The sequence below is a fragment of the Flavivirga aquimarina genome, assembly GCF_030540835.1.
GTDB lineage: Bacteria > Bacteroidota > Bacteroidia > Flavobacteriales > Flavobacteriaceae > Flavivirga > Flavivirga aquimarina.
Window position 1 is genome coordinate 249965 of record NZ_JAUOEK010000184.1, and the last position, 22156, is coordinate 272120.

Annotated in this window: 20 protein-coding genes; 2 read left to right on the top strand and 18 right to left on the bottom strand. The window is 34.0% G+C overall.

What is annotated here, in order from left to right; all coding sequences use genetic code 11:
• The first annotated feature begins 111 nt into the window (after positions 1-111).
• Positions 112-1287 carry a 2-isopropylmalate synthase gene (locus Q4Q35_RS21175; RefSeq protein WP_303280057.1) on the top strand — a complete coding sequence of 392 codons (1176 nt, stop codon included), beginning with the start codon at positions 112-114 and terminating at the stop codon, positions 1285-1287.
• Positions 1288-1349: 62 nt separating this feature from the next.
• Complete coding sequence (leuB, locus tag Q4Q35_RS21180) at positions 1350-2468, top strand: 3-isopropylmalate dehydrogenase (RefSeq protein ID WP_303280059.1); 1119 nt, start codon at positions 1350-1352, stop codon at positions 2466-2468.
• Positions 2469-2896: 428 nt separating this feature from the next.
• Here leuB and Q4Q35_RS21185 read toward each other — a convergent pair whose 3' ends face one another.
• From Q4Q35_RS21185 to Q4Q35_RS21270, 18 genes are all read right to left on the bottom strand, one after another.
• Positions 2897-5281 carry a glycoside hydrolase family 95 protein gene (locus Q4Q35_RS21185; protein ID WP_303280060.1) on the bottom strand — a complete coding sequence of 795 codons (2385 nt, stop codon included), beginning with the start codon at positions 5279-5281 and terminating at the stop codon, positions 2897-2899.
• Positions 5282-5301: 20 nt separating this feature from the next.
• Positions 5302-6576, bottom strand: coding sequence for an argininosuccinate lyase (argH, locus tag Q4Q35_RS21190; RefSeq protein WP_303280061.1), 1275 nt, complete (start codon positions 6574-6576; stop codon positions 5302-5304).
• Positions 6577-6685: 109 nt separating this feature from the next.
• Positions 6686-7096 carry an SMI1/KNR4 family protein gene (locus Q4Q35_RS21195; RefSeq protein ID WP_303280062.1) on the bottom strand — a complete coding sequence of 137 codons (411 nt, stop codon included), beginning with the start codon at positions 7094-7096 and terminating at the stop codon, positions 6686-6688.
• A gap of 2 nt (positions 7097-7098) precedes the next feature.
• Positions 7099-8166 carry a M20 family metallo-hydrolase gene (locus Q4Q35_RS21200; RefSeq protein WP_303280063.1) on the bottom strand — a complete coding sequence of 356 codons (1068 nt, stop codon included), beginning with the start codon at positions 8164-8166 and terminating at the stop codon, positions 7099-7101.
• A 1-nt stretch (position 8167) separates the two neighbouring features.
• Positions 8168-8944 carry an acetylglutamate kinase gene (gene argB, locus Q4Q35_RS21205; RefSeq protein ID WP_303280064.1) on the bottom strand — a complete coding sequence of 259 codons (777 nt, stop codon included), beginning with the start codon at positions 8942-8944 and terminating at the stop codon, positions 8168-8170.
• Positions 8945-8991: 47 nt separating this feature from the next.
• Positions 8992-9930: an N-acetylornithine carbamoyltransferase gene (locus Q4Q35_RS21210; RefSeq protein WP_303280065.1), complete on the bottom strand. Its 939-nt coding sequence runs from the start codon at positions 9928-9930 to the stop codon at positions 8992-8994.
• A gap of 60 nt (positions 9931-9990) precedes the next feature.
• Positions 9991-10434: a GNAT family N-acetyltransferase gene (locus Q4Q35_RS21215; protein WP_303280066.1), complete on the bottom strand. Its 444-nt coding sequence runs from the start codon at positions 10432-10434 to the stop codon at positions 9991-9993.
• Between the two features lie 54 nt (positions 10435-10488).
• A complete protein-coding gene (proB, locus tag Q4Q35_RS21220) occupies positions 10489-11250 on the bottom strand; it encodes a glutamate 5-kinase (protein WP_303280067.1) in 762 nt (253 codons plus the stop codon).
• A gap of 2 nt (positions 11251-11252) precedes the next feature.
• A complete protein-coding gene (locus tag Q4Q35_RS21225; RefSeq protein ID WP_303280068.1) occupies positions 11253-12446 on the bottom strand; it encodes a glutamate-5-semialdehyde dehydrogenase in 1194 nt (397 codons plus the stop codon).
• A gap of 106 nt (positions 12447-12552) precedes the next feature.
• Entirely contained in the window at positions 12553-13692 is a 1140-nt protein-coding gene (locus tag Q4Q35_RS21230; RefSeq protein WP_303280069.1) for an aspartate aminotransferase family protein, read from the bottom strand.
• A 1-nt stretch (position 13693) separates the two neighbouring features.
• Positions 13694-14488 (bottom strand): pyrroline-5-carboxylate reductase, encoded by a 795-nt coding sequence (gene proC / locus Q4Q35_RS21235; protein WP_303280070.1) that lies wholly within the window; start codon positions 14486-14488, stop codon positions 13694-13696.
• Positions 14489-14605: 117 nt separating this feature from the next.
• Complete coding sequence (gene argC, locus Q4Q35_RS21240) at positions 14606-15589, bottom strand: N-acetyl-gamma-glutamyl-phosphate reductase (RefSeq protein ID WP_303280071.1); 984 nt, start codon at positions 15587-15589, stop codon at positions 14606-14608.
• Between the two features lie 54 nt (positions 15590-15643).
• Positions 15644-16819, bottom strand: a complete 1176-nt coding sequence (locus Q4Q35_RS21245) for an argininosuccinate synthase (protein ID WP_303280072.1) — start codon at positions 16817-16819, stop codon at positions 15644-15646.
• Positions 16820-16835: 16 nt separating this feature from the next.
• The gene (locus Q4Q35_RS21250) at positions 16836-17417 is read right to left on the bottom strand and encodes a GNAT family N-acetyltransferase (RefSeq protein WP_303280073.1); all 582 of its coding nucleotides are present in this window, start codon (positions 17415-17417) and stop codon (positions 16836-16838) included.
• Between the two features lie 364 nt (positions 17418-17781).
• Positions 17782-18534: a 3-keto-disaccharide hydrolase gene (locus tag Q4Q35_RS21255; RefSeq protein ID WP_303280074.1), complete on the bottom strand. Its 753-nt coding sequence runs from the start codon at positions 18532-18534 to the stop codon at positions 17782-17784.
• 12 nt (positions 18535-18546) lie between these two features.
• Entirely contained in the window at positions 18547-19599 is a 1053-nt protein-coding gene (locus Q4Q35_RS21260; RefSeq protein WP_303280075.1) for a sugar phosphate isomerase/epimerase family protein, read from the bottom strand.
• A 161-nt stretch (positions 19600-19760) separates the two neighbouring features.
• Positions 19761-20912: a Gfo/Idh/MocA family protein gene (locus Q4Q35_RS21265; protein ID WP_303280076.1), complete on the bottom strand. Its 1152-nt coding sequence runs from the start codon at positions 20910-20912 to the stop codon at positions 19761-19763.
• A gap of 23 nt (positions 20913-20935) precedes the next feature.
• Positions 20936-22144 (bottom strand): MFS transporter, encoded by a 1209-nt coding sequence (locus Q4Q35_RS21270; protein WP_303280077.1) that lies wholly within the window; start codon positions 22142-22144, stop codon positions 20936-20938.
• Between the last annotated feature and the right edge of the window lie 12 nt (positions 22145-22156).

The window sequence follows — 22156 nt, forward strand, 5'->3', positions numbered from 1 at the left end:
ATTAATAAGACAATCAACGAGTTAAACATCGTAAAAGCAAAAGCATCTATTGTGCTTTTTAGGAAACCAAAATATAAATTCGTAATACAATAAGAAAATATATTTTAATAAATGTCTAGCAATAACGTCCAAATTTTTGATACTACGCTTCGAGATGGTGAGCAAGTTCCTGGTTGTAAATTAAATACTGAGCAAAAATTAATCATTGCAGAGCAGTTAGATAATTTAGGAGTTGATATTATTGAAGCTGGGTTTCCCGTATCTAGTCCTGGCGATTTCAAATCGGTTGATGCTATTTCTAAAATCGTAAAAAATGCCACTGTTTGTGGTTTAACACGATCTGTTGAAAATGATATAAAAGTAGCTGCCGAGGCATTAAAATATGCTAAAACACCAAGAATTCATACCGGTATTGGCACCTCTGAATCTCATATAAAATTCAAATTTAAGTCGACACAAGAAGCTATCATAGAACGTGCTGTTAAGGCGGTTAGTTATGCTAAATCTTTTGTTGAAGATGTAGAGTTTTATGCTGAAGATGCTGGTAGAACCGATAACGAATATTTAGCAAGAGTTTGTGAAGCTGTTATTAAAGCTGGTGCAACTGTTTTAAATATTCCAGATACTACTGGTTACTGTTTGCCACATGAATACGGAGCTAAAATTAAATACTTAAAAGAAAACGTAAAAGGTATTGACAAAGCTATTTTATCTTGCCATTGCCATAACGATCTGGGTTTAGCAACAGCTAACTCTATTGAAGGTGTTATTAATGGTGCCAGACAAATTGAATGTACTATTAATGGTATTGGTGAACGCGCCGGAAATACGGCTTTAGAAGAAGTCGTCATGATTTTAAAACAACACCCGTATTTAAATCTAGACACTAGAATACAAACCGAAATGCTTTATGGTATTAGTCAACTGGTTTCAGATAGTATGGGTATTTATACACAACCAAATAAAGCAATTGTTGGGGCTAATGCATTTGCTCATAGTTCGGGGATTCACCAAGATGGGGTTATTAAAAATCGTGAAACTTACGAAATTATAGACCCTAAAGATGTAGGAGTAACAGAGTCTGCTATTGTGCTAACTGCCAGAAGTGGTAGAGCAGCATTAGCTTATAGAGCCAAAAATGTTGGATATGAATTAACAAAACTTCAGTTGGATGAAATTTATATGAATTTCTTAGATTTTGCCGACAAAAAGAAAGAAGTTAATGATAATGATATTCATGAAATTATAGAAAACAGCAAAGTATATAATGAAATTACTTCTGCTTAAAACAAGAGATTCCCTCCCGATAGTTATCGGGATTCACGGGAATGACAAAAGTAAATAATGAAATGAAACTAAATATTGCCGTTTTACCAGGCGATGGTATAGGTCCAGAAGTCACAGCTCAAGCCGTAAAGGCTTTGAAAGCTATTGCTATGGAGTTTAACCATGTATTTACTTTCGAAACCGGATTAGTTGGGGCAGCTGCAATAGATAAAACAGGAAATCCTTTACCAGAAGAAACCATAAGCATTTGCGAAAACGCAGATGCTATTTTATTTGGAGCTATTGGTAATACAAAATACGATAATGATCCTAATACAAAAATAAGACCGGAACAAGGTCTTTTAGGGCTTCGTAAAGTGTTGGATTTGTACACTAATATAAGGCCTGTTATTGCTTATGAAGATTTGCTAAACAAATCTTCATTAAAGATAAAGCAAATTAAGAATACCAATATTCTTATTTACCGCGAACTTACCAGTGGTATTTATTTTGGCGAAAAAAAACTAAGTGATGATGGCAATACGGCATCCGATATTTGTCAATATACGCGTTCTGAAATAGAACGCATTGCACATTTAGCATTTAAAGCCGCACAATCCAGAAGGCATAAATTAACTTTGGTAGATAAAGCCAATGTTTTGGCTAGTTCTCGCTTATGGCGTAAAGTGGTTCAAGAATTAGCCTCGCAATACCCTGATGTAAAATTGAACTATCTATATATAGATAATGCCGCTATGGAACTTATTATTAATCCGAGACAGTTTGACGTTATTTTAACCGAAAATATGTTTGGAGATATTCTATCTGAAGAAGCCAGCGTTATTGTAGGTTCTATAGGTTTGTTAGCATCTGCATCTATTGGTGATAAGCATGCCATGTTTGAGCCTATTCACGGTGCTTATACTAAAGCCGCTAATAAAGGAATCGCTAATCCTATTGCATCCATTTTATCTGCAGCTATGCTATTAAGCCATTTTGGTTTAGATGAAGAAGCCGATTTAATAAGACATGGTGTAGACAAATCGCTAAAACTTCATATAACAACACCCGATTTAAACACAAAATACGATAATATTACGACGACAAAAGTGGGTGATTTTATCGAAGACTTTATAAATAATCCAGAAGAAACTAATTTAAATTTTACAAACATACATTTAGGACAGTCCACAATTATTTAATTATTTGAGTTAGTCGCCAAATTAAAATTTTTGGGATTTACGAAAAGCACATCTAACCGATGTGCTTTTTTATTGAGTCGTCACGAGGAATATATATCGAAATAATATAGCTAAATCAAAATAAATCGTCATTAATTAGATTTACTTCTTTCGAAAGACCTGCTAGGTTTTTAAAACCTGGCAGGTCTAATATAAAATTCCGCCTATGTCAAATTATGATGATTTAGCTATATCATGGATTTATAGATTCCTTTTCTTTTTAAATTGAAGTGGTTTAAACTTTTTGGATTAAAGCGAAAATTAATGATTTTTTGCCCTTTTTTGAGTTGCATAGCATAGCTATGGAGGGAAAAAAAGTCGAAAAAAGGGAAAAAAAGCATCATTTTTTAGCCAATTGAAAAAGTTTAAACCACTTCATTATCAATACATCATTTTAAAACTATAAAATAACGTTCGTTTTTAATAGTTTTAAAATGAATGACATCTGATTTTTCTATAACGTAAGGTATTATTTCCCCAGAATCATCTTTTAAAATAGCACTGTCAATGTCAGGATATTTAATACGGCATACGCCACCTTTATTAGAGGTGATTTCAAATGAAACCGCCTTACTATTCTTCCAAACAGTTGAGATCTCAAAATTCCCTCTAGCTACCAAACCCCTGTATTCTCCATCTTTCCATGCACTAGAAAGTGCTGCAAGAGGTTCTATATAACCTTCATGACTTTGCAGAAGCATTTCGGCAACTCCTGCCATACATCCAAAATTACCATCTATTTGAAAAGGAGGATGCGTTGTCCACAAATTTGGCAACGTACGTTCTTTTATAAATTTTGTATAAACTTTATGAGCTTGCTCACCATCTTTAGTTCTAGCTCGCAAATTCATTCTATGCGCCATAGCCCAACCTGTTGTATTATTCCCTCTTAAATCTAAAGTTACAATAGAGGCATCCATCCATTCTTTTGTAGTTGAGTTTATGAGTGTTCCTGGATATAAAGCACAAAGGTGTGATATATGCCTATGTTTTTTTTGACCTATTTCGCCATAAAATTCTTCTTCTCTAAATTCTTTTACTTGTCCTGATTTACCAACAACAATAGGGTCTAGTTTATTAATTTGATGCTTCACAACTTCCAAGAACACATCATTTAAGTTAAGAACCGCAGAAGCTTTAAGTAAGTCATTATGATTTTCCCAAACCAATCCTTGATCAAAGGTAGTACCAGCTGTAATATAATTGACTCCATCATGTTTTTGCTCAGGAGAGGCTGATGGATTTACAAGTAATAAATCGTCACCAACAGGAACTAACGTTTTAGAAAGAAACTTACTCATACCCAAAAGAGCAGGGTATGCTTTTTCTCGTAAAAAAGTAGTATCCATAGTAAACTCATAATAATCCCAAAACATTTTACTTGTTAGCGCCCCTGTACCTGGACCAGAATGACCGCCTGGACCAACAATTTTATGTGGCGTAGTTCCTGTTCCTATAGTCCAACCATTGTCTGTACTAACATTATTTATCGCTTGTGGGTTATTCTTCTTAAGATATTCAGTGGCTAAATTATTTGCTTTGGAGCGATACGCCTCGTGAAACTCTACATAAGGTGTGAAAGTTTCTGCCAGATTGGTATTAAAAGCACCCCAATAATTCATTTGCACATTAATGTTATGCCAAAAACCACCTGTAAAAGGTGTTACTTCGTATTGACTCCAAACACCTTGCAAACCGCATGGCAAGGTACCTTTTCTTGATGTAGAAATAAGTAAATAACGCCCATAATGAAACATTAATTCTTCTAGATAATGACTTGTAACTTTCGACTTATAGTGTTCAAGTAATTCGTTAGTAGTCCCTTTTGGTACTTCATTATTAAAATTAAGTTCTACCCTAGAAAATAAATTTTGGTAATCGCTTAAATGGTCTGCTTTCAGTCTTTCAAACCCTTTAATAGTTGCGGAATTAATGAGTGCTGTTACTTTTTCATGCGGAAAAACACTTGAGTCTAATTTCTGGTTGTTAATTTCTTCATTAAAAACGGATTCACTCAACTTATAGTTTGTTCCAGCTGCAATTAACAAAATAACACTGTCTGCATTTTTTACAATAATCTCCGATCTACCATCTTTTTGATTAGTTGATAATTCCCCTCCTTCATTTATAACTTTAATTTGCCCTTCATAATTAATGCTAAAGTGGTTAATAAAACCAGACATAGTAATTAAATCATTCTGGACTCTCATTTTTCCACTTCTTGTATTTATTTCTGTGGAATCTCTTAGATATGGTATTTTTGGTCTAAGCTTAAAAGACACTTTACCCTTTTTATTAGCACTCAGTTTTATTACTAATACATTGTCTGGATAACTAATAAAATGCTCTCTTGTATATTCAACACCTTTATAGTTATAGTTTACATAGGCTATAGCTTCATTTATATTTACAGATCTTCTATAGTTCTCAGGGTTTTGATGTCCAAAATCTAAATTAATTTCAGCAAAACTTGTTAGACCTCCAATACCATATAAACCTTCATTGGCGAGTGTTTTTTCTGTAAGTTGAATACGTTCTGTGTCTGTTCTTCCAAATAGGTTAGCTCCCATATATCCATTACCTATTGGATAAGATTTTAATTCCCAATCTTCATCATAAGGATAACCTCTTGCCTTTTTTATAGAATAATCACTACCTCTATTCGGTGCTGGCTTATCATCCCAAATCTCATAAACTCTAGAAATTGCATCTGTTTGAGAAAATACATTTCCTATACATAAAAGAAAAAAAATATATGATAAAATTGTTTTCATAAGACTAACTTAAAAAAATACTATTCAGGAAACTTAGCCCTAATCTCATCTAAACATAAATTGTGAATACTCCCTGCATGAGTATGTTTTTTAGAAGTATCTGGTACGTAAGTTCCATCTTGAACTTGTCCGCCAATTTTTTGGTAAGCTTCTCTAAAGCTTTGTCCTTCTACTACCAATGTATTGATATTGTCTACCGTAAAAAGGTATTTATACTTATCGTCATTTATATCAACATCTTTCACTATGATTTGCTGGATAGAATAATTAAAAATATCAAGGATGTCTTTTAAATCCTCAAAAGCTGCAATAATGTTTTCTTTTAATAACTGAAAATCTCTATGATAACCACTTGGTAAGTTATTGGTTATTAAGATCATTTCACTCTGCAAAGCTTGTATTTTGTTACACTTTCCTCGTATTAGCTCAAACACATCCGGGTTCTTTTTATGAGGCATAATGCTACTACCTGTAGTTAATTCATCTGGAAAGGAAATAAACCCAAAATTCTGACTCATATATAAACACACATCCATTGCAAAGCGCGCCATGGTATTACATAAACCGCCTAAACTTGTAGCAATAGTCCGTTCATTTTTTCCTCTACCCATCTGTGCGGCTACGACATTATATTTTAACGTTGCAAAGTCCATTTCTTTGGTCGTTAACTCTCTATCTATTGGAAACGAACTTCCATAACCTGCAGCAGAACCTAATGGGTTTTGATCAACTGTTTTAATAGCTGCATTCAATAAATATACATCATCAATCATGAGCTCTGCATAGGCAGAAAACCACAACCCAAATGATGATGGCATCGCCACTTGTAAATGTGTATAGCCTGGTAACACTTTATCTTTATACGTTTCTGCTAATCCTAATAAGGTCTCAAAAAGAACTTTTGTTTTATCTTTAATCAGACTTAGGTTGTCTTTGTAATATAAATGGCAAGCCACTAAAACCTGATCATTTCTGGAGCGTGCTGTATGGATTTTTTTCCCAACGTCGCCTAAAGATTTAGTCAGTTCGAATTCTATTTTAGAGTGCACATCTTCAAACTGCTCATCAATAACAAACGTACCATTTTCTATTTGCTCTTCTAGAGTTTTTAGACCTGTTAATAATTCTACCAATTCTTCAACAGAAATAATACCGATTTTTTGAAGCATTTTTGCATGCGCCTTAGAGGCTATTACATCATATTTTGCTATATGCATATCGATTTCTCTATCGTTTCCAACAGTAAATTGTTCTATTTTTTTATCGATTGATATGCCTTTATCCCAGAGTTTCATAAATTTCTGCGAAGGCAGAAATCTCTACCTTCATTTTTAATTATTATTTATTTCTAAACTTACATAAGACCTGTCAGGTTTTATAAACCGACAGATCTATTATTTTTATTTAATATATTTTTTCCGAGCCTTCAAGTATTAACAACAAAGTTTCTTCAAAAGTATTGCTGATTTTTTCTGGCTCGTCATCATACTTGTAAACACCTTCTTTATCCCTTAAAAACCCAAGCCAATGACTATTAATTAAAAAATCACAAAAAGGAATAAAATTAATGTTACTGTTCTTTCCTTTTTTTAAATCATATTCCTCTTTAATTCTTTCTAGCGGAAATATAGAGAACATTCCTTTAGTCCAGTCTCTTTTTTTAAATCCATTTACTTTTTTATAAAATTCCTTAAAATCATCTTTAAACTTAAAATTCAAATGTAATTCAAGGTCAGAAATATCCTTTTCAAAAGTTCCAGAATTCAATTCTACACCTTGATCTTTAAACTCCTGAATTATATTATCAATTATCATATTTAAACGATCACACGCCCCAACAATTCAATATAAATCTGTATACCTTCTTCAATTTCACGCAAATAAATAAATTCGTCTGCCGAATGCGAACGTGTGCTATCTCCTGGTCCTAATTTTAAAGACGGACAAGACAACCATGCTTGATCTGATAATGTTGGCGATCCGTAAGTGGTTCTTCCCATAGCGACACCTGCTTTAATCAATTCGTGATCTACTGGTATGGATGACGAATTTAAATGTAAACTACGCGGTGTTATACTTGTAACTGGTGCCTTTTTTTGTAAAATTTCAGCAATTTCTGCATTACTGTACGCATCGTTTACACGAACATCAATCACCAAATCTACATGAGCAGGTACTACATTATGCTGCTTTCCTGCATTAACTTGTGTTACTGTTAATTTTACATCCCCTAAAGCTTCAGAGCTTTTATCAAATTTTAAATCTTTAAACCATTGTAGTGCTTCAATGGTGTTATAAATAGCATTATTATCGTTTGGATGTGCAGCATGACTTGGAGTCCCTTCAATAACCGCATCAAACACTACCAAACCTTTTTCGGCCACTGCTAAATTCATTAAGGTTGGTTCGCCTACTATCGCAACATCAATCTTAGGAACGATTTTCAACATACTGTTTAATCCATTCGGACCACTGCTTTCTTCTTCTGCAGAAGCGACCAAAACCAAATTATATTTTAAATCTTTATGATTATAAAAATATGTAAATGTTGCTATTAATGACACCAAGCAACCTCCTGCATCGTTACTCCCTAAACCGTACAATTTACCATCTTCTACAATAGCTTTAAGCGGATCTTTTGTATAGGCACTATTTGGCTTTACAGTATCGTGATGCGAGTTAAGCAGCATATTTGGTTTGCTCGCATCAAAATATTTGTTAACCGCCCAAACGTTATTTTGTGTTCGTTTATAATCAATATCATTACGCTTAAACCAATCTTCTATGTGCAAGGCCGTTTGATCTTCTTCTGATGAAAACGACTGTGTCTCTATCAACTTCTTTAAAAGCGATATGGCATCATTTGTTAATTCTTGTTGCGTCATGTTATAAAGTTATTGTTGTAAAATTATCATTTTCTTGGGTTAACATGGAGGTATTTCCCATATTAATTTTGCTTACTCCATTATGCAACGCATCGAAACAATTTTCCAGTTTTGGCAGCATCCCATCGGCTATAATGCCTTTTTCTAATAAATCTTTATATGTGTCTGAATCAATATGCTTTACGACCGAATTTTTATCATTAATGTCTTTTAAAACGCCATTCAACTCAAAACAATAATAAATAGAGGTTTCGTATAATTCGCTCATTCCTACTGCAACCTGAGATGTAATGGTATCGGCATTCGTGTTTAGTAACTGTCCGTTACCATCATGCGTTATCGCACAAAATACTGGCGTAAAATTAGCTTGAATTAATTTATTTATTGCATTATGAGCAACCTGTTTCACATCACCAACATAACCAAAATCGATTTCTTTCACTGGTCTCTTGTCAGATTTGATACTATTTATATCTGCTCCTGTTAAACCAATCGCATTAGTATTTAAGGCTTGTAATTTTGCTACTATATTTTTATTTACCAGTCCGCCATAAACCATGGTAATGACTTCTAAAGTTTCGGCATCTGTAATACGTCTACCGTTTATCATTTTAGATTCTATTCCTAATTTAGAAGCAACATGTGTCGCACGTTTTCCTCCGCCATGTACTAAAATCTTCTTGCCTTCCAAACCAGAAAACAATTTTAGAAATGCACTTAAAGACGCTTCGTCTTCTATGATATTTCCTCCTATTTTTACTATGGATAGTTTTTCCATGCCTCTCCCTCCGCCCTCTCCAAAAGAGAGGGAACTTTTTAAATTACTTATAAATTTTCTAATAGCTTTTTAAGCACCAATTGTGCTGCATACGTTCTATTATTGGCTTGTTGAATAACTAACGAACTGTCTGTATCTAAAACCGCATCTTCAACCACTACATTTCGTCTTACTGGTAAACAATGCATAAATTTAGCATCACCTATTTTATCTTTGGTAATCATCCAATTAGGGTCTGTATTATTAACTTTTCCATAATCTTCGTATGAACTCCAGTTTTTTGTATACACAAAATCGGCATTTTTAAATGCTTCTTCTTGGTTATGATAAATTGGAGTATCACCTGTAATTTCTGGATTTAAATTATAGCCTTCTGGATTTGCAATAACAAACTCTACATCCATTTTATGCATGGCTTGTACAAAACTATTTGCTACAGCATGCGGTAAGGCTTTAGTATGCGGTGCCCAACTCAATACTACTTTTGGTTTTGAAACTTTAGCATGTTCAGAGATTGTTAACGCATCTGTTAATCCTTGTAATGGATGCCCTGTAGCACTTTCCATATTTACAATAGGCACCGAAGCATAGGTTTTAAATGCATTTATGACCTGCTCACTTTCATCTTTTGATTTATCAGTCAAAGAGGGAAATGCCCTAACAGCAATAATATCACAATATTGAGAGACTACAGCGGCAGCTTCTTTTATGTGTTCTGCTGTATTGCCATTCATAACCGTTCCATCCTCAAACTCTAACCCCCAAGCATCTCCTGAAACATTCATTACGATAGGATTCATCCCTAAATTTAAAGCTGCTTTTTGTGTACTTAAACGGGTACGTAAACTGGAATTAAAAAACAGTAATCCTAAGGTTTTATTTTTTCCTAATTCGATATGCTTTAATGGATTTGCTTTTAGCGTTTTAGCCTCATCTATCCACGAATTAATATCTTCTATATCATGTATGGAAGTGTAATGTTTCATGTTGGTCTTTATTTATTTTCTTTTAGACCTGCCAGGTTTTTAAAACCTGGCAGGTCTTATCTAATCTATTTTTAATACCATCGACTGATGAATAATTCCTGTTTTGTTTGATGGGTATTTATCTCCCATAGGTTTAAAATTAAACTTTTCATAAAACGTTATTGCCGTTTCTCTCGCACTAAGTTCTATTTTTGATATTCCTTTTTCTATGCTAAACCTTATTAACTCTTTTAATATTTTAGCTCCAATACCTTGTTTTTGATAAGATGATTTTATTGCCATTTGAGATATCATACTTATCTCCTTTTCAATATTTAAACGCCCTGTACCAATAACCTCATCTTCATTCAAACACACTAAATGTATCCCTTCTAATTCAAAATCATCATTAATTAAATCTAAACTATTTTCCATATTCTTAAAAAATAGTTGTTCTCTAATTTCTACTGCTTCTTTATATAATGGGCTTTTTGTGGTTATATAACTAAGCTCAAAATTAGACATACTTTGTTTAATTTATAGACCTGTTAGGTTTTTAAAACCTAGCAGGTCTTGTATTTATTTTATTTTGGTAAACGACACTTTACTCTCTAAAGCATTAACTATAAAGTTATCTTCTAACCCATTTACTATCCAAGTTTCTATATTTGCTTTTTTGGTAACTGACGCAGCTTCAATTTTAGACTGCATACCTCCACTACCATGTGATGATTTTGAATTAACAACTTGCTTTAATAAGGTATCAAAATCTTCAACTATTTCTATAGTTTCTGGTTTATTACTTTCAATCGATTCTTTAGTATAAATACCATTGGTGTTTGTCGCTATAATAAACAAATCAACATCTAAAAGTGATGCCGTTAAAGCGCCTAGCTTATCGTTATCTCCAAATTTAATTTCATCGGTAGCAACTGTATCATTTTCATTGATAATTGGAATGTAATTATTATTCACCAATACATTAATAGTGTTTACAATATTGGTTTTACTTTCCTGTTTTTCAAAATCTGAATAAGACAATAAACACTGAGAGGTTAGCAAACCAAGTTCTCTAAATGTTTCTTGATACATACGAATAAGATGTGGCTGCCCTATAGATGCTAAAGCTTGTTTTACAAAAAGCTCTTTACGTTTACTTTCAAGTTTCACAAACTGTTTGGCTACTGCTATGGCACCAGAACTCACTATAATAAACTCGCAAGTATCTTGAAGCTTTGCTATTTGATTTGCAATATCTTCAATTTTACCTCTCGAAATATTATCGGTTTCTTTAGTAAGGGTATTCGAGCCTATTTTAAGTAATATGCGTTTCTTCTTCATGGTTATCTTATTTGTCCATTTCCATGAACATACCACTTATTGGTTACCAAATGCTGTAAGCCTATTGGACCTCTTTGGTGTAATTTATCTGTACTTATAGCCAACTCGCCACCTAAACCTAATTGTCCGCCATCTGTAAAACGTGTTGAAGCGTTATGATATACTGCTGCTGTATCTACATTTTCCATAAACAGTTTAGCTTCGGCTTCATTAGTTGTTATGATTGAAGACGAATGTCCGCCAGAATACTTATTAATCATAGCAATAGTATCTTCATTCGATGCTATTTCTCCAACAACAATCTTGTAATCTAAAAATTCTTCGTACCATATAGCATCAGATTCAAACGCTTCAACTTCATCAAACTTACATGTTATTTCATCTCCCAAAATCTCTATATTAGATGTTTTTAATTTTGAAATTAATGTTTTAATAAATGCTTCCTTGTTAGGAAGGTTCTTATCTATTAAAACTTTATCTACTGCATTACATGCTGATATTTTTGATTTCCCATTAAGAATAACATCTAAAGCAACATCTAAATTAGCTTCGCTATGAACATAGACAAAGTTGTTACCGCGACCACTTATAATCACTGGACAGGTTGCGTGTTGTTTTACAAAAGCAATCAATCTTTCGCCACCACGAGGTACGATTAAATCGACCTTTTGTGTTGGTTTTTCTAAAAAGGCTTGTGTTTCTGTTCTGTTGAATTGTAAATACTCAACCCAATCGGTTGATGCTCCATCTTCTTTTAAAGCTTGGTGCCATAATTCAACTATTTTTAAATTAGATCGTAACGACTCTTTACCGCCTTTTAATAAGATTTTATTACCCGATTTAAACGCAATTCCAGCCGCCTCTACTGTTACATCTGGGCGCGATTCATAAATAATCATTACTGTTCCAAACGATGCCGTTTTGTTATACACCTGCATACCATTATCGTGCTTAAAACTAAAACGCTCTACGCCAACAGGGTCTTCTTGAGATGCTAAATGCGTTACAGATTTAATCATTTCATCAACTTTGGCATCGTCTACTTTTAAACGATCGAACATAGAAATATCATCGCCCGTGTAAGCATCTAAATCATCTTTGTTTATCTTAATGATGGTTTCTCTTTCTGATTCTAACAAAACAGCCATTTTTAATAAAACAGCATTTCTTTTTTCTATGGATAATAGAGTATTCATTTTTCAGTGTTCAGTGTTCAGTGTTCAGTGTTCAGTGTTCAGTGTTCAGTGTTCAGTGTTCAGTGTTCAGTGTTCAAGTAAACAGTTTTAAGTCTCATTCTAACTATTATTTCTCAAATTCTTTAAGCGCCTTTTTTAATGCGTCAAAAAATTGATTAATATGTTCCTTTTCAATATTTAATGGTGGTAGTATTCTTAACAGCTTTTTATTTGCTGCACCGCCAGTAAACATATGATGATTGTAAATGAGTTCTTTGCGTAAATCGCCAACTTCAAAATCGAATTCTAAACCAAGCATGAGTCCTCTTCCTTTAATCTTTTTTATCTGTGGAATGGTTTTAGCAATCGACATTAAATATTCAGACATTACATTTACATTGGCAATCAATTTTTCTTCTTCAATGGTATTTAAAACGGCTAACCCAGCAGCACACGCTAAATGGTTTCCTCCAAACGTTGTACCCAGCATACCGTATTTTGATTTAATATCTGGATGAATTAAAATCCCACCAATAGGAAATCCATTCCCCATGCCTTTTGCTAAAGAAATAATATCTGGGGTTACATCGTAATGCTGAAATGCAAAAAACTTACCAGAACGTCCGTAACCACACTGAATTTCATCAGCAATAAACATGGTGTTGTTTGCTTTACAAAGTTTATCGATGGCTTCAAAGAATTCGGCTGTACCTTGGTCTAATCCGCCAATACCTTGAATAAACTCAACAATAACTGCACAAACATCTCCTTTTTCCAGTTCTGCTTTCACGCCTTCAATATCATTTAAAGGTAAAATAGTCACCGCTTGTTGCGCATTTATTGGTGCAATTATATTTTTATTATCGGTTGCTGCAACAGCTGCCGATGTACGCCCATGAAATCCATTACTAAAAGCCAAAACACGCTTTTTTCCTGTTTTAAAAGAGGCTAGCTTTAAAGCATTTTCATTAGCTTCGGCTCCAGAGTTACATAAAAATAATTCGTAGCCTTTACATCCTGAAAGCGTTTCTATCTTATCTGCCAATTGTTTTTGTAACGGATTTTGAATCGCGTTAGAATAAAACCCTAAAGTTTCAACTTGATTTGTAACAGCCTTCACATAATTAGGATGTGCATGCCCAATGGAAATCACCGCATGTCCTCCGTATAGGTCTAAATATTCGGTTCCATTATCATCGTAAACATGAATACCTTTTCCAGAAACTGGTGTTACATTATATAGTGGATAAACGTCAAATAATGGCATTTTAATTCTTTTTAAGTTGGTTAATTTTTTCAAACGAAGCTACAACCCCTTGAATTAAAGCGGAACTTAATCCTTGATGTTCCATTTCATTTAAGCCCTCAATGGTGCATCCGCTAGGTGTCGTTACTCTATCAATTTCTTGTTCTGGGTGTCTTCCAGACTCTATTAATAAACTGGCTGAACCAAAACAGGTCTGTACTGCCAATTCATGTGCTTCTTCAGCTTCAAATCCCAATTGAATAGCACCTTGAGTTGTTGCACGCACCAAGCGCATCCAAAATGCAATACCACTTGCACAAATAACGGTAGCCGCTTGCACTAAATCTTCTGGAATTACCATAGTAGTTCCTAACTGATTAAAAATATCTTGAGCCAAAGGCACTTCATCTTGCCCTGCCGCATTTGCCGCAATACAAGTCATAGATTTACCTATTGAAATAGCTGTATTAGGCATTACTCTAATTATTTTTTTATCGGCTCCTAAAATATTTTCAATTCTCACAGTATCAACTCCTGCTGCAACAGACATAATAATATGATTGTTTGTAATTTTAGCCTTCACACTTTCCAAAACACCGTCTATATGCTTAGGTTGTAATGCAAAAATCACAATATCTGAATTCTCAACGGCTAATTCATTATCACTAGTCACCGAAACATTTTCCTCTGTTTCAAAACTCTTTACCGCTTTTGTGTTTCTATCACTTAAATATAATGAGGTAAACGATTTGTTTTTAATAAGTCCTTTTGCAATTGAACTTCCTAAATTCCCCGTTCCTATGATAGCTATTTTCATAATTTCTATTTTTAAGCCCCTCCACCTCCCCAAAAGGGAGGAATTAAGAGCTATTAATATTTTTTTAAACACCTTTGCTGGATGCGTATTCCCCTTCTTTGGAGGGGTGGGAGGCTTCTAAAAGTACGTCCCTTTCAATCCTAACCCAGTTGTTTCTTCCAATCCAAACATTAAATTCATGTTCTGAATAGCTTGACCAGAAGCTCCTTTTAAAAGGTTATCTATAATACTCGTTATTAATAGTTTATTGTTGTGTTTATGTAAATGAATTAAACACTTATTAGTGTTCACTACTTGTTTTAAATGTAAGTTATCATCAGACACAAAGGTAAAGGCCGCATCCTTGTAATATTCCTTGTAAAGAGTTTTAGCTTCTTCAACAGTCCCTTCAAAATCGGTATAAACTGTTGCGAAAATACCTCTTGAAAAATTCCCTCTATTTGGCATAAAAAGAATCTCTGAAGAAAAATTATTTTGCAATTGTTTTACTGACTGGTTAATTTCTCCTAAATGCTGATGTGTAAATGGCTTGTAATATGAAAAATTATTATCTCGCCAGGTATAATGTGTTGTTGCAGACAACGAAGTCCCTGCTCCTGTAGCACCTGTAACTGCATTAATATGTACATCGTCATTCAACAAATCTTTATCTGCCAATGGCAATAGTGCTAACTGAATGGCTGTTGCAAAACACCCTGGGTTTGCTATATAGTCTGCGTTTTCAATGTCATTTTTTTGCAATTCTGGCAAACCGTAAACAAATGTTTTATTATCAAAAACCTTACCGGCTTCTAATCTAAAATCATTTCCTAAATCGATGATTTTAGTGTTTTTAGAAAACGCATTGTTTGATAAAAACTTAACTGAATTTCCATGACCTAAACACAAAAACAATACATCTACATCTGGATTAACAGTATCTGTAAATTTTAAATCTAAACTACCAACTAAATCTTGATGCACTTTACTAATCTTGTTTCCAGCATTACTTGTACTGAACACAAAATCAATCTCAGTTTCAGGATGATTGATTAATAATCTAATCAACTCTCCCGCTGTGTATCCTGCTCCTCCTATTATGCCAACTTTAATGTTTTCCATTTTTATTTTGGTTCTTTAGACCTGCCAGGTTTTAAAAACCTGACAGGTCTCGATTTAAGAATTTACCTGTTGATATATTTTATTTTGATTTCCTAGAATTTTGATAAATCCTTTAGCATCATCTGCTGTCCAAGCTTTATTTTCTTCTCCATAACTTCCAAACTTAGCACTCATTAAATCATGTTCTGACTTAATACCATCTAATGAAAAATGATACGGTTTTAAAGTTACTATAACGTCACCTGTTACCATATCTTGACTGCTTTGTAAAAAGGATTCTATATTACGCATCACAGGGTCTAAATATTGACCTTCATGCAAATGCATCCCATAAAAACTAGATAAATACTCTTTATGCTGTAATTGCCATTTTGTTAGCGTATGTTTCTCTAATAAATGATGTGCTTTTACGGTAATTAACGCTGCTGCTGCCTCAAAACCTACACGCCCTTTAATACCAACAATAGTATCGCCAACGTGAATGTCTCTACCAATGGCATAGGCCGAAGCTATATCATTTAACTTTTCAATATTAACTTCTGGAATATTTTCCTCACCATTTAAAGCTACAAATTCTCCATTTTTAAATGTTATTATTACTTTTTCTTCACCTTCTTTTTCTAACTGTGATGGGTAAGCTTCACTCGGTAATGGTTTTTCTGATGTTAACGTTTCTTCGCCTCCAACACTTGTTCCCCAAAGCCCTTTATTAACTGAGTATTTTGCTTTTTCCCAAGACGCCTCAATACCATTTTCTTTTAGGTAATCAATTTCTTGTTGCCTCGTTAATTTCTCATCTCTAATTGGTGTAATAATTTTAATATTTGGTGCCAATGTTTGAAAAATCATATCGAAACGTACTTGATCGTTTCCTGCGCCTGTACTACCATGAGCAATATATTCTGCATCAATACTCTTAGCATACTCAATAATTTCGATAGCTTGAATAATACGTTCGGCACTTACAGATAATGGGTAACTATTATTTTTTAATACATTTCCAAAGATTAAATACTTCACTACTTTTTGATAAAACGTAGCAACTGCATCAATATTCTTATAGGTTGAAACACCCATTTTATAAGCGTTACTTTCTATTTGTTTAATCTCTTCTTGCGTAAAACCTCCTGTATTCACACTTACGGCATGAACATCATACTCTTTTGATAAACTTACTGCACAGTAAGACGTATCTAATCCGCCACTATATGCTATTACTAACTTTTTCATTTATTCGTATTATATTTTATTTTGTAAGAATCTTGTTAAACTTTTGAATTTTTGATTCAAAATACGGATTAACATAGTATTTATATTTATACTCATCCCTTAGTTTACCTATCTCTTCTAAAGTTTCGACTAAAACGGGAGAGAGTTCTTTTAGAGTAATATGCTTCATACCCAATAGTTCATTATTAGTATGAACAGTTCGTTCTTGAGCAATTGAAATAAGAAAATCTTTTGTAAACCGTTTAGTTAGGCAATCCATTAAGAGCAATCCTAAATTATGGTTTCTATACTTTTTATGTATCCACAAAGAGGAACGTTCGTAAACAGAATATTTCTGTATGGTATGCCTATGAGCAAAAATGTGCCCGTAAATCTCATCGTCTTTTACTAAAAGGTAGCAACCATTTTTTAATCGGTCAAGTAACATCCCTACACTTGCATGATACATAGCAGGAAGCTTTTTTGTTCTTTCTGAAATAATCTGCAACTCTGTTTTAGATATCTCATGAGTAAAAACAACTTCCAGACCCTGTTCTTTATGATAGGCCTTTGCTTCTTCTACGACAGTATTCTTTTCTATATCCAATATTGAATTCATTTTTCAATAATTATTAAACACTTAAGATTCGATTAAAACCCAAGTATTTAGCTAATTTTAGCTTTTAAATTTATACTCTAAAAAAATAACGAAAATTGAAAGTAACGTATACTTTCGTAAACTGAATAGCCCCTTAGGGGCGAGTTTGAGGAAAACGTACAACAGTAGCTCTAGTAGTTTCTACTAGAACAGAAGAGATAAGAGATATGTTGTTTCCTGCTTTCACTGAATAACCATCTTAACTATTAACTCTAAATCGTCGGCGTGAGCCCCTTTCGTTAATATGAGCCGCAAAATTACAACTTATTATGAATTACACAACATTAAACACAAAATATTCATATCCAATATTGTGTAACTATTTTCATTCGAGTTCTCTTACCCAAATATTTCTATAGCTTACCCGACTGTTATCTCTATGATCTTGAAGTTTTAAAGGTGCTTTACCGTGTTTACTATATTTTGGGTGCCCAATAAATACTGTAGGCCCTAATATATTAAAGTGATCTTGAACCAAAACACCATTTAACAATACTGTAATTGTAGCCTGTTTTGTTAAATTTCCACCTAAATCAAATTCAGGTGCATGGTAAATAATATCGTAGGCATTCCACCCACCAGTTTCAACAGCGGCGTGCACTAATGGAACAGACTGTTTGTAAATAGATGCTACTTGTCCGTTTACATACGTGGCATTATTGTTATTATCCAGTACTTGCACTTCATATTGACTTTGTAAAAAGATACCACTGTTTCCTCTACTCTGTCCTTCTCCATTAACTTCTGAAGGTGATTTCCATTCAATATGAAGTTGCACACTTCCAAAACTTTGTTTTGTTCTAATATCGCCTGCCTTATTTTTCACAGTCATGCTACCATCTTTATTAAGATGCCAATTAGCAGCGGTAGAATCTTTGACACTTACCCATTGACTTAAATCTTTACCATCAAAAAGTACTATGGCATCACTTGGCGCTGCATTATTCACTCCAGGTTTTACCACATTTACTTTTGGCTCCCAAAGCTCTGTATCTGATGGTTTCATTTTTTTTTCACTTTTTTGAGCAAAAGAAAAGAACGAACTCATAATTAAAATGGATAAAACTATTTTCCTCATTGAATTTTTATTTTAAATTCCCAAAATACCTTTTAATAACTTTTCATCTGTTTCACCGCCAGCAAAATCATCAAAACTACGTTCTGCGGCTTCTATAATATGACTTTGAATAAAAGGGGCGCCTTCTCTTGCTCCTTGTTCTGAAGATTTTATACAGCACTCCCATTCCATAACCGCCCAAACATCTATTTCATATTTAGTTAGCTTTGAAAAAATACTTTTAAAATCTACTTGCCCATCACCCAACGATCTAAAACGTCCGGCACGATCTTTCCAATCGGAATACCCACCGTAAACACCTTGTCTTCCTGTTGGATTAAATTCTGCATCTTTTACATGAAACGCTTTAATACGTTCGTGATAAATGTCTATAAATGATAAATAATCTAATTGTTGAAGTACAAAATGGCTTGGGTCATAAAGTAAATTAGCCCGTTTATGATTGCCTGTTGCTTCTAAAAAGCGTTCATACGAAATACCATCGTGCAAATCTTCTCCAGGATGAATTTCGTAGCAGACATCAACACCATGTTCATCAAAATGGTTTAGTATTGGCAGCCATCTATCTGCTAATTCCTTAAAGCCCATTTCTACCAATCCGTTTGGGCGTTGCGGCCATGGGTATACGGTATGCCACATTAATGCTCCTGAAAATGATGCATGTGATTTTAAGCCTAATCTTCCACTTGCTGTTCCAGATTTTTTAACAAAATCGATAGCCCATTCTGTTCTAGCTTTTGGGTTGCCTCTTACATGCTCTGGTGCAAAACCATCGAACATAGTATCGTATGCAGGATTTACTGCCACTAACTGCCCTTGTAAATGTGTAGATAATTCAGTAATCTCTAAACCATAAGAATTCACTTTGCCTTTTAATTCATCACAATAGGTTTGACTTTCAGCAGCCTTTTCAACGTCAATTAAACTCGACTCCCAAGTTGGTATTTGAATGCCTTTATATCCTAAATCTGATGCCCATTTACACATGCCATCTAAACTGTTAAACGGTGCTTCACTTCCTGCAAATTGCGCTAAAAAAACAGCTGGTCCTTTTAATGTTTTCATATTTTTTACTCTTACTTAAGCCCCACCTAACCTCCCCGTAAGGGAGGAACTGGGCACGTTAATTATTATTATTTTATTATTAAAACCTAAAAATCAACTTTTAGATTTCTGCTTTCGCAGGAATGAATTTCAACGGAAACTTCAATTTAAACATCGAAGAATTACTTTTTGAACTTTGTCCAAGTCGCGTTATTCTTGTCGCTTTCTACAGCAGCATAAATAAACTGCATACCACGAACTCCATCTTTTGCTGTTGGATAATCTGGGGTTTCAATAGTGTCACCATTTAAAACTGCCATTAAATGTGTTGCGAAATTTTTATAAATAGTAGCAAATGCTTCTAAATAACCTTCTGGATGACCAGCTGGAATTCTTGATACGTTTAAAGCTTCATCATACAAATCATTTCCATTAGGGGTAAATACTTTTACTGGTTTATCCAACCAATGTGTAATGAGTTGATTCGGGTTTTCCTGATGCCATTCTAAGCTTCCTTTTTCACCATATACTTTAATCGCTAAGTTATTTTCTTCACCTAAAGCAATTTGCGAAAAAGACATGGTTCCTTTGGCACCGTTTTCCATACGGAGCAATAAATTCCCATCATCATCTAAAGTTCTGCCTTCTCCAAACCTACCAAGATCTGCGGCTAATTCTTCAATTTTTAATCCGGTAATATATTCTACTAAATTTTCGGCATGCGTACCAATATCACCTAGTGCGCCTCCTATTCCAGAACGTTTAGGGTCTACCCTCCAGGCAGCTTGTTTTTGTCCTGTTTTTTCTAATGATGTAGATAACCACCCTTGTAAATATTGTACTTGTATTTTTCTAATGTTTCCTAAATCACCTTTAGCCACCATAGCTTTGGCTTGTTTCACTAAAGGATGCCCGGTATAATTATGTGTTAAAGCAAATAGTTTTCCACTTTTTGTGACGATTTTTTCTAATTCTATGGCTTCATCTAACGTTAAGGTCATAGGTTTATCGCTCACCACATGAAAACCATTTTCTAAAGCCATTTTTGCCGGCGGAAAGTGCATGTGATTTGGTGTTACTATAGCTACAAAATCCATACGAACACCTTCTGGCAGCTCTTTTTCTTTTAAAATCATGTCTTCAAAACTTCCATAGCACCTATCTTCTGGAAGATATAATGCTTTTCCTGAAGCGATTGATCTTTCGGCATCACTACTAAATGCGCCACATACTAATTCAATCATTCCATCAATTGAAGCTGCTTTTCTATGTACATCCCCAATGAATGATCCGGCGCCACCGCCAATCATTCCCATTCTTAATTTTCTATTCATTTAAATTTTATGAAATATGTTATTTAAACTCTATTTGCTTCTAATTTTTTACGTTGTGTATAAAGAATACCAAATAAGACGACTAATACCATCGGGAAAATAGCAATATTACTAAGGGTTTCTTGTCCTGCCATTAATTCTGCTTGTTCTACAGAAACACCTGAGTCTATTGCAGCAGATTTAGCATTATCTAACCATGACCCAATAACTGGTTGCCAAATACTCGTGGCAAACATACCCGCACCACCAATTAAAGACATTCCTAAGGCTCCTGTTTTTGGTATATATTCACTAACAAAACCTATCATTGTAGGCCAAAAATAACAAACACCAATAGCAAATAATATAGCCGAAACATATACCATACCTCCAGTAGCTGAACTCATTAAATATATAGCTAACGCAGAAATAATTGCAGAACCCAACAACACACCAGGTGGATTAAGTTTATGAATTATTGGACCTGCAAAATAACGTCCTACAGCCATTAACCCAGTAACCATTGCTAAAATTAACATAGGACTCGCTCCTGAATTTCCAAGAATTCTTTCAACCCATTGCTGTGTCCCTAGTTCTGTTGTAGCAGTTAATGTCATACAAATTACCATAAAGATAAATAAGGGTGACAGAAGACTTTTTATATTTACTTTAGTATCGGAAACAATATTTTCGTTTTTGGGGAATTTTTGTCCCAAAAATAAAAAGCCATACAACAATGTTGGAATTAACATGATTCCTATTTGCCATTGCCAATTCATACCTGCATCTGTCATAAATTTTGATGCTAAAGCGCCAATAACAATACCTCCTGGAAACCATACATGGAACTTATTCAACATGGTCGTTCTATTTTTAGTATACATGTCTGCTATTAGTGGATTACATGCAGCTTCTACAGAACCATTAGCAAAACCTATAAAAAATGTGGAAATAAGAAGTGTCCAAAATCCGCCTGCAAAAATGGTAAGCAAAATCCCTAGTAAATGAGAAACAAAAGCAATGATCATTAATTTTCGGGGTCCGACAGAATTATAAACTAATCCTCCAAAAATTGTAGCTATCGGAAAGCCTAAAAACGCCATACTGTTTACCCAGCCTAATTCGGTGTCAGATAATTGAAAATCGCTTCCTAATTGACCTAATATACCTGCTCTTATAGCAAAGGTCATGGCTGTAACAATTAAAGATATACAGCTTGCTAAAAAAAGTCTGTTTTTGTTAATATTCTCCATTTTTATTTAGTT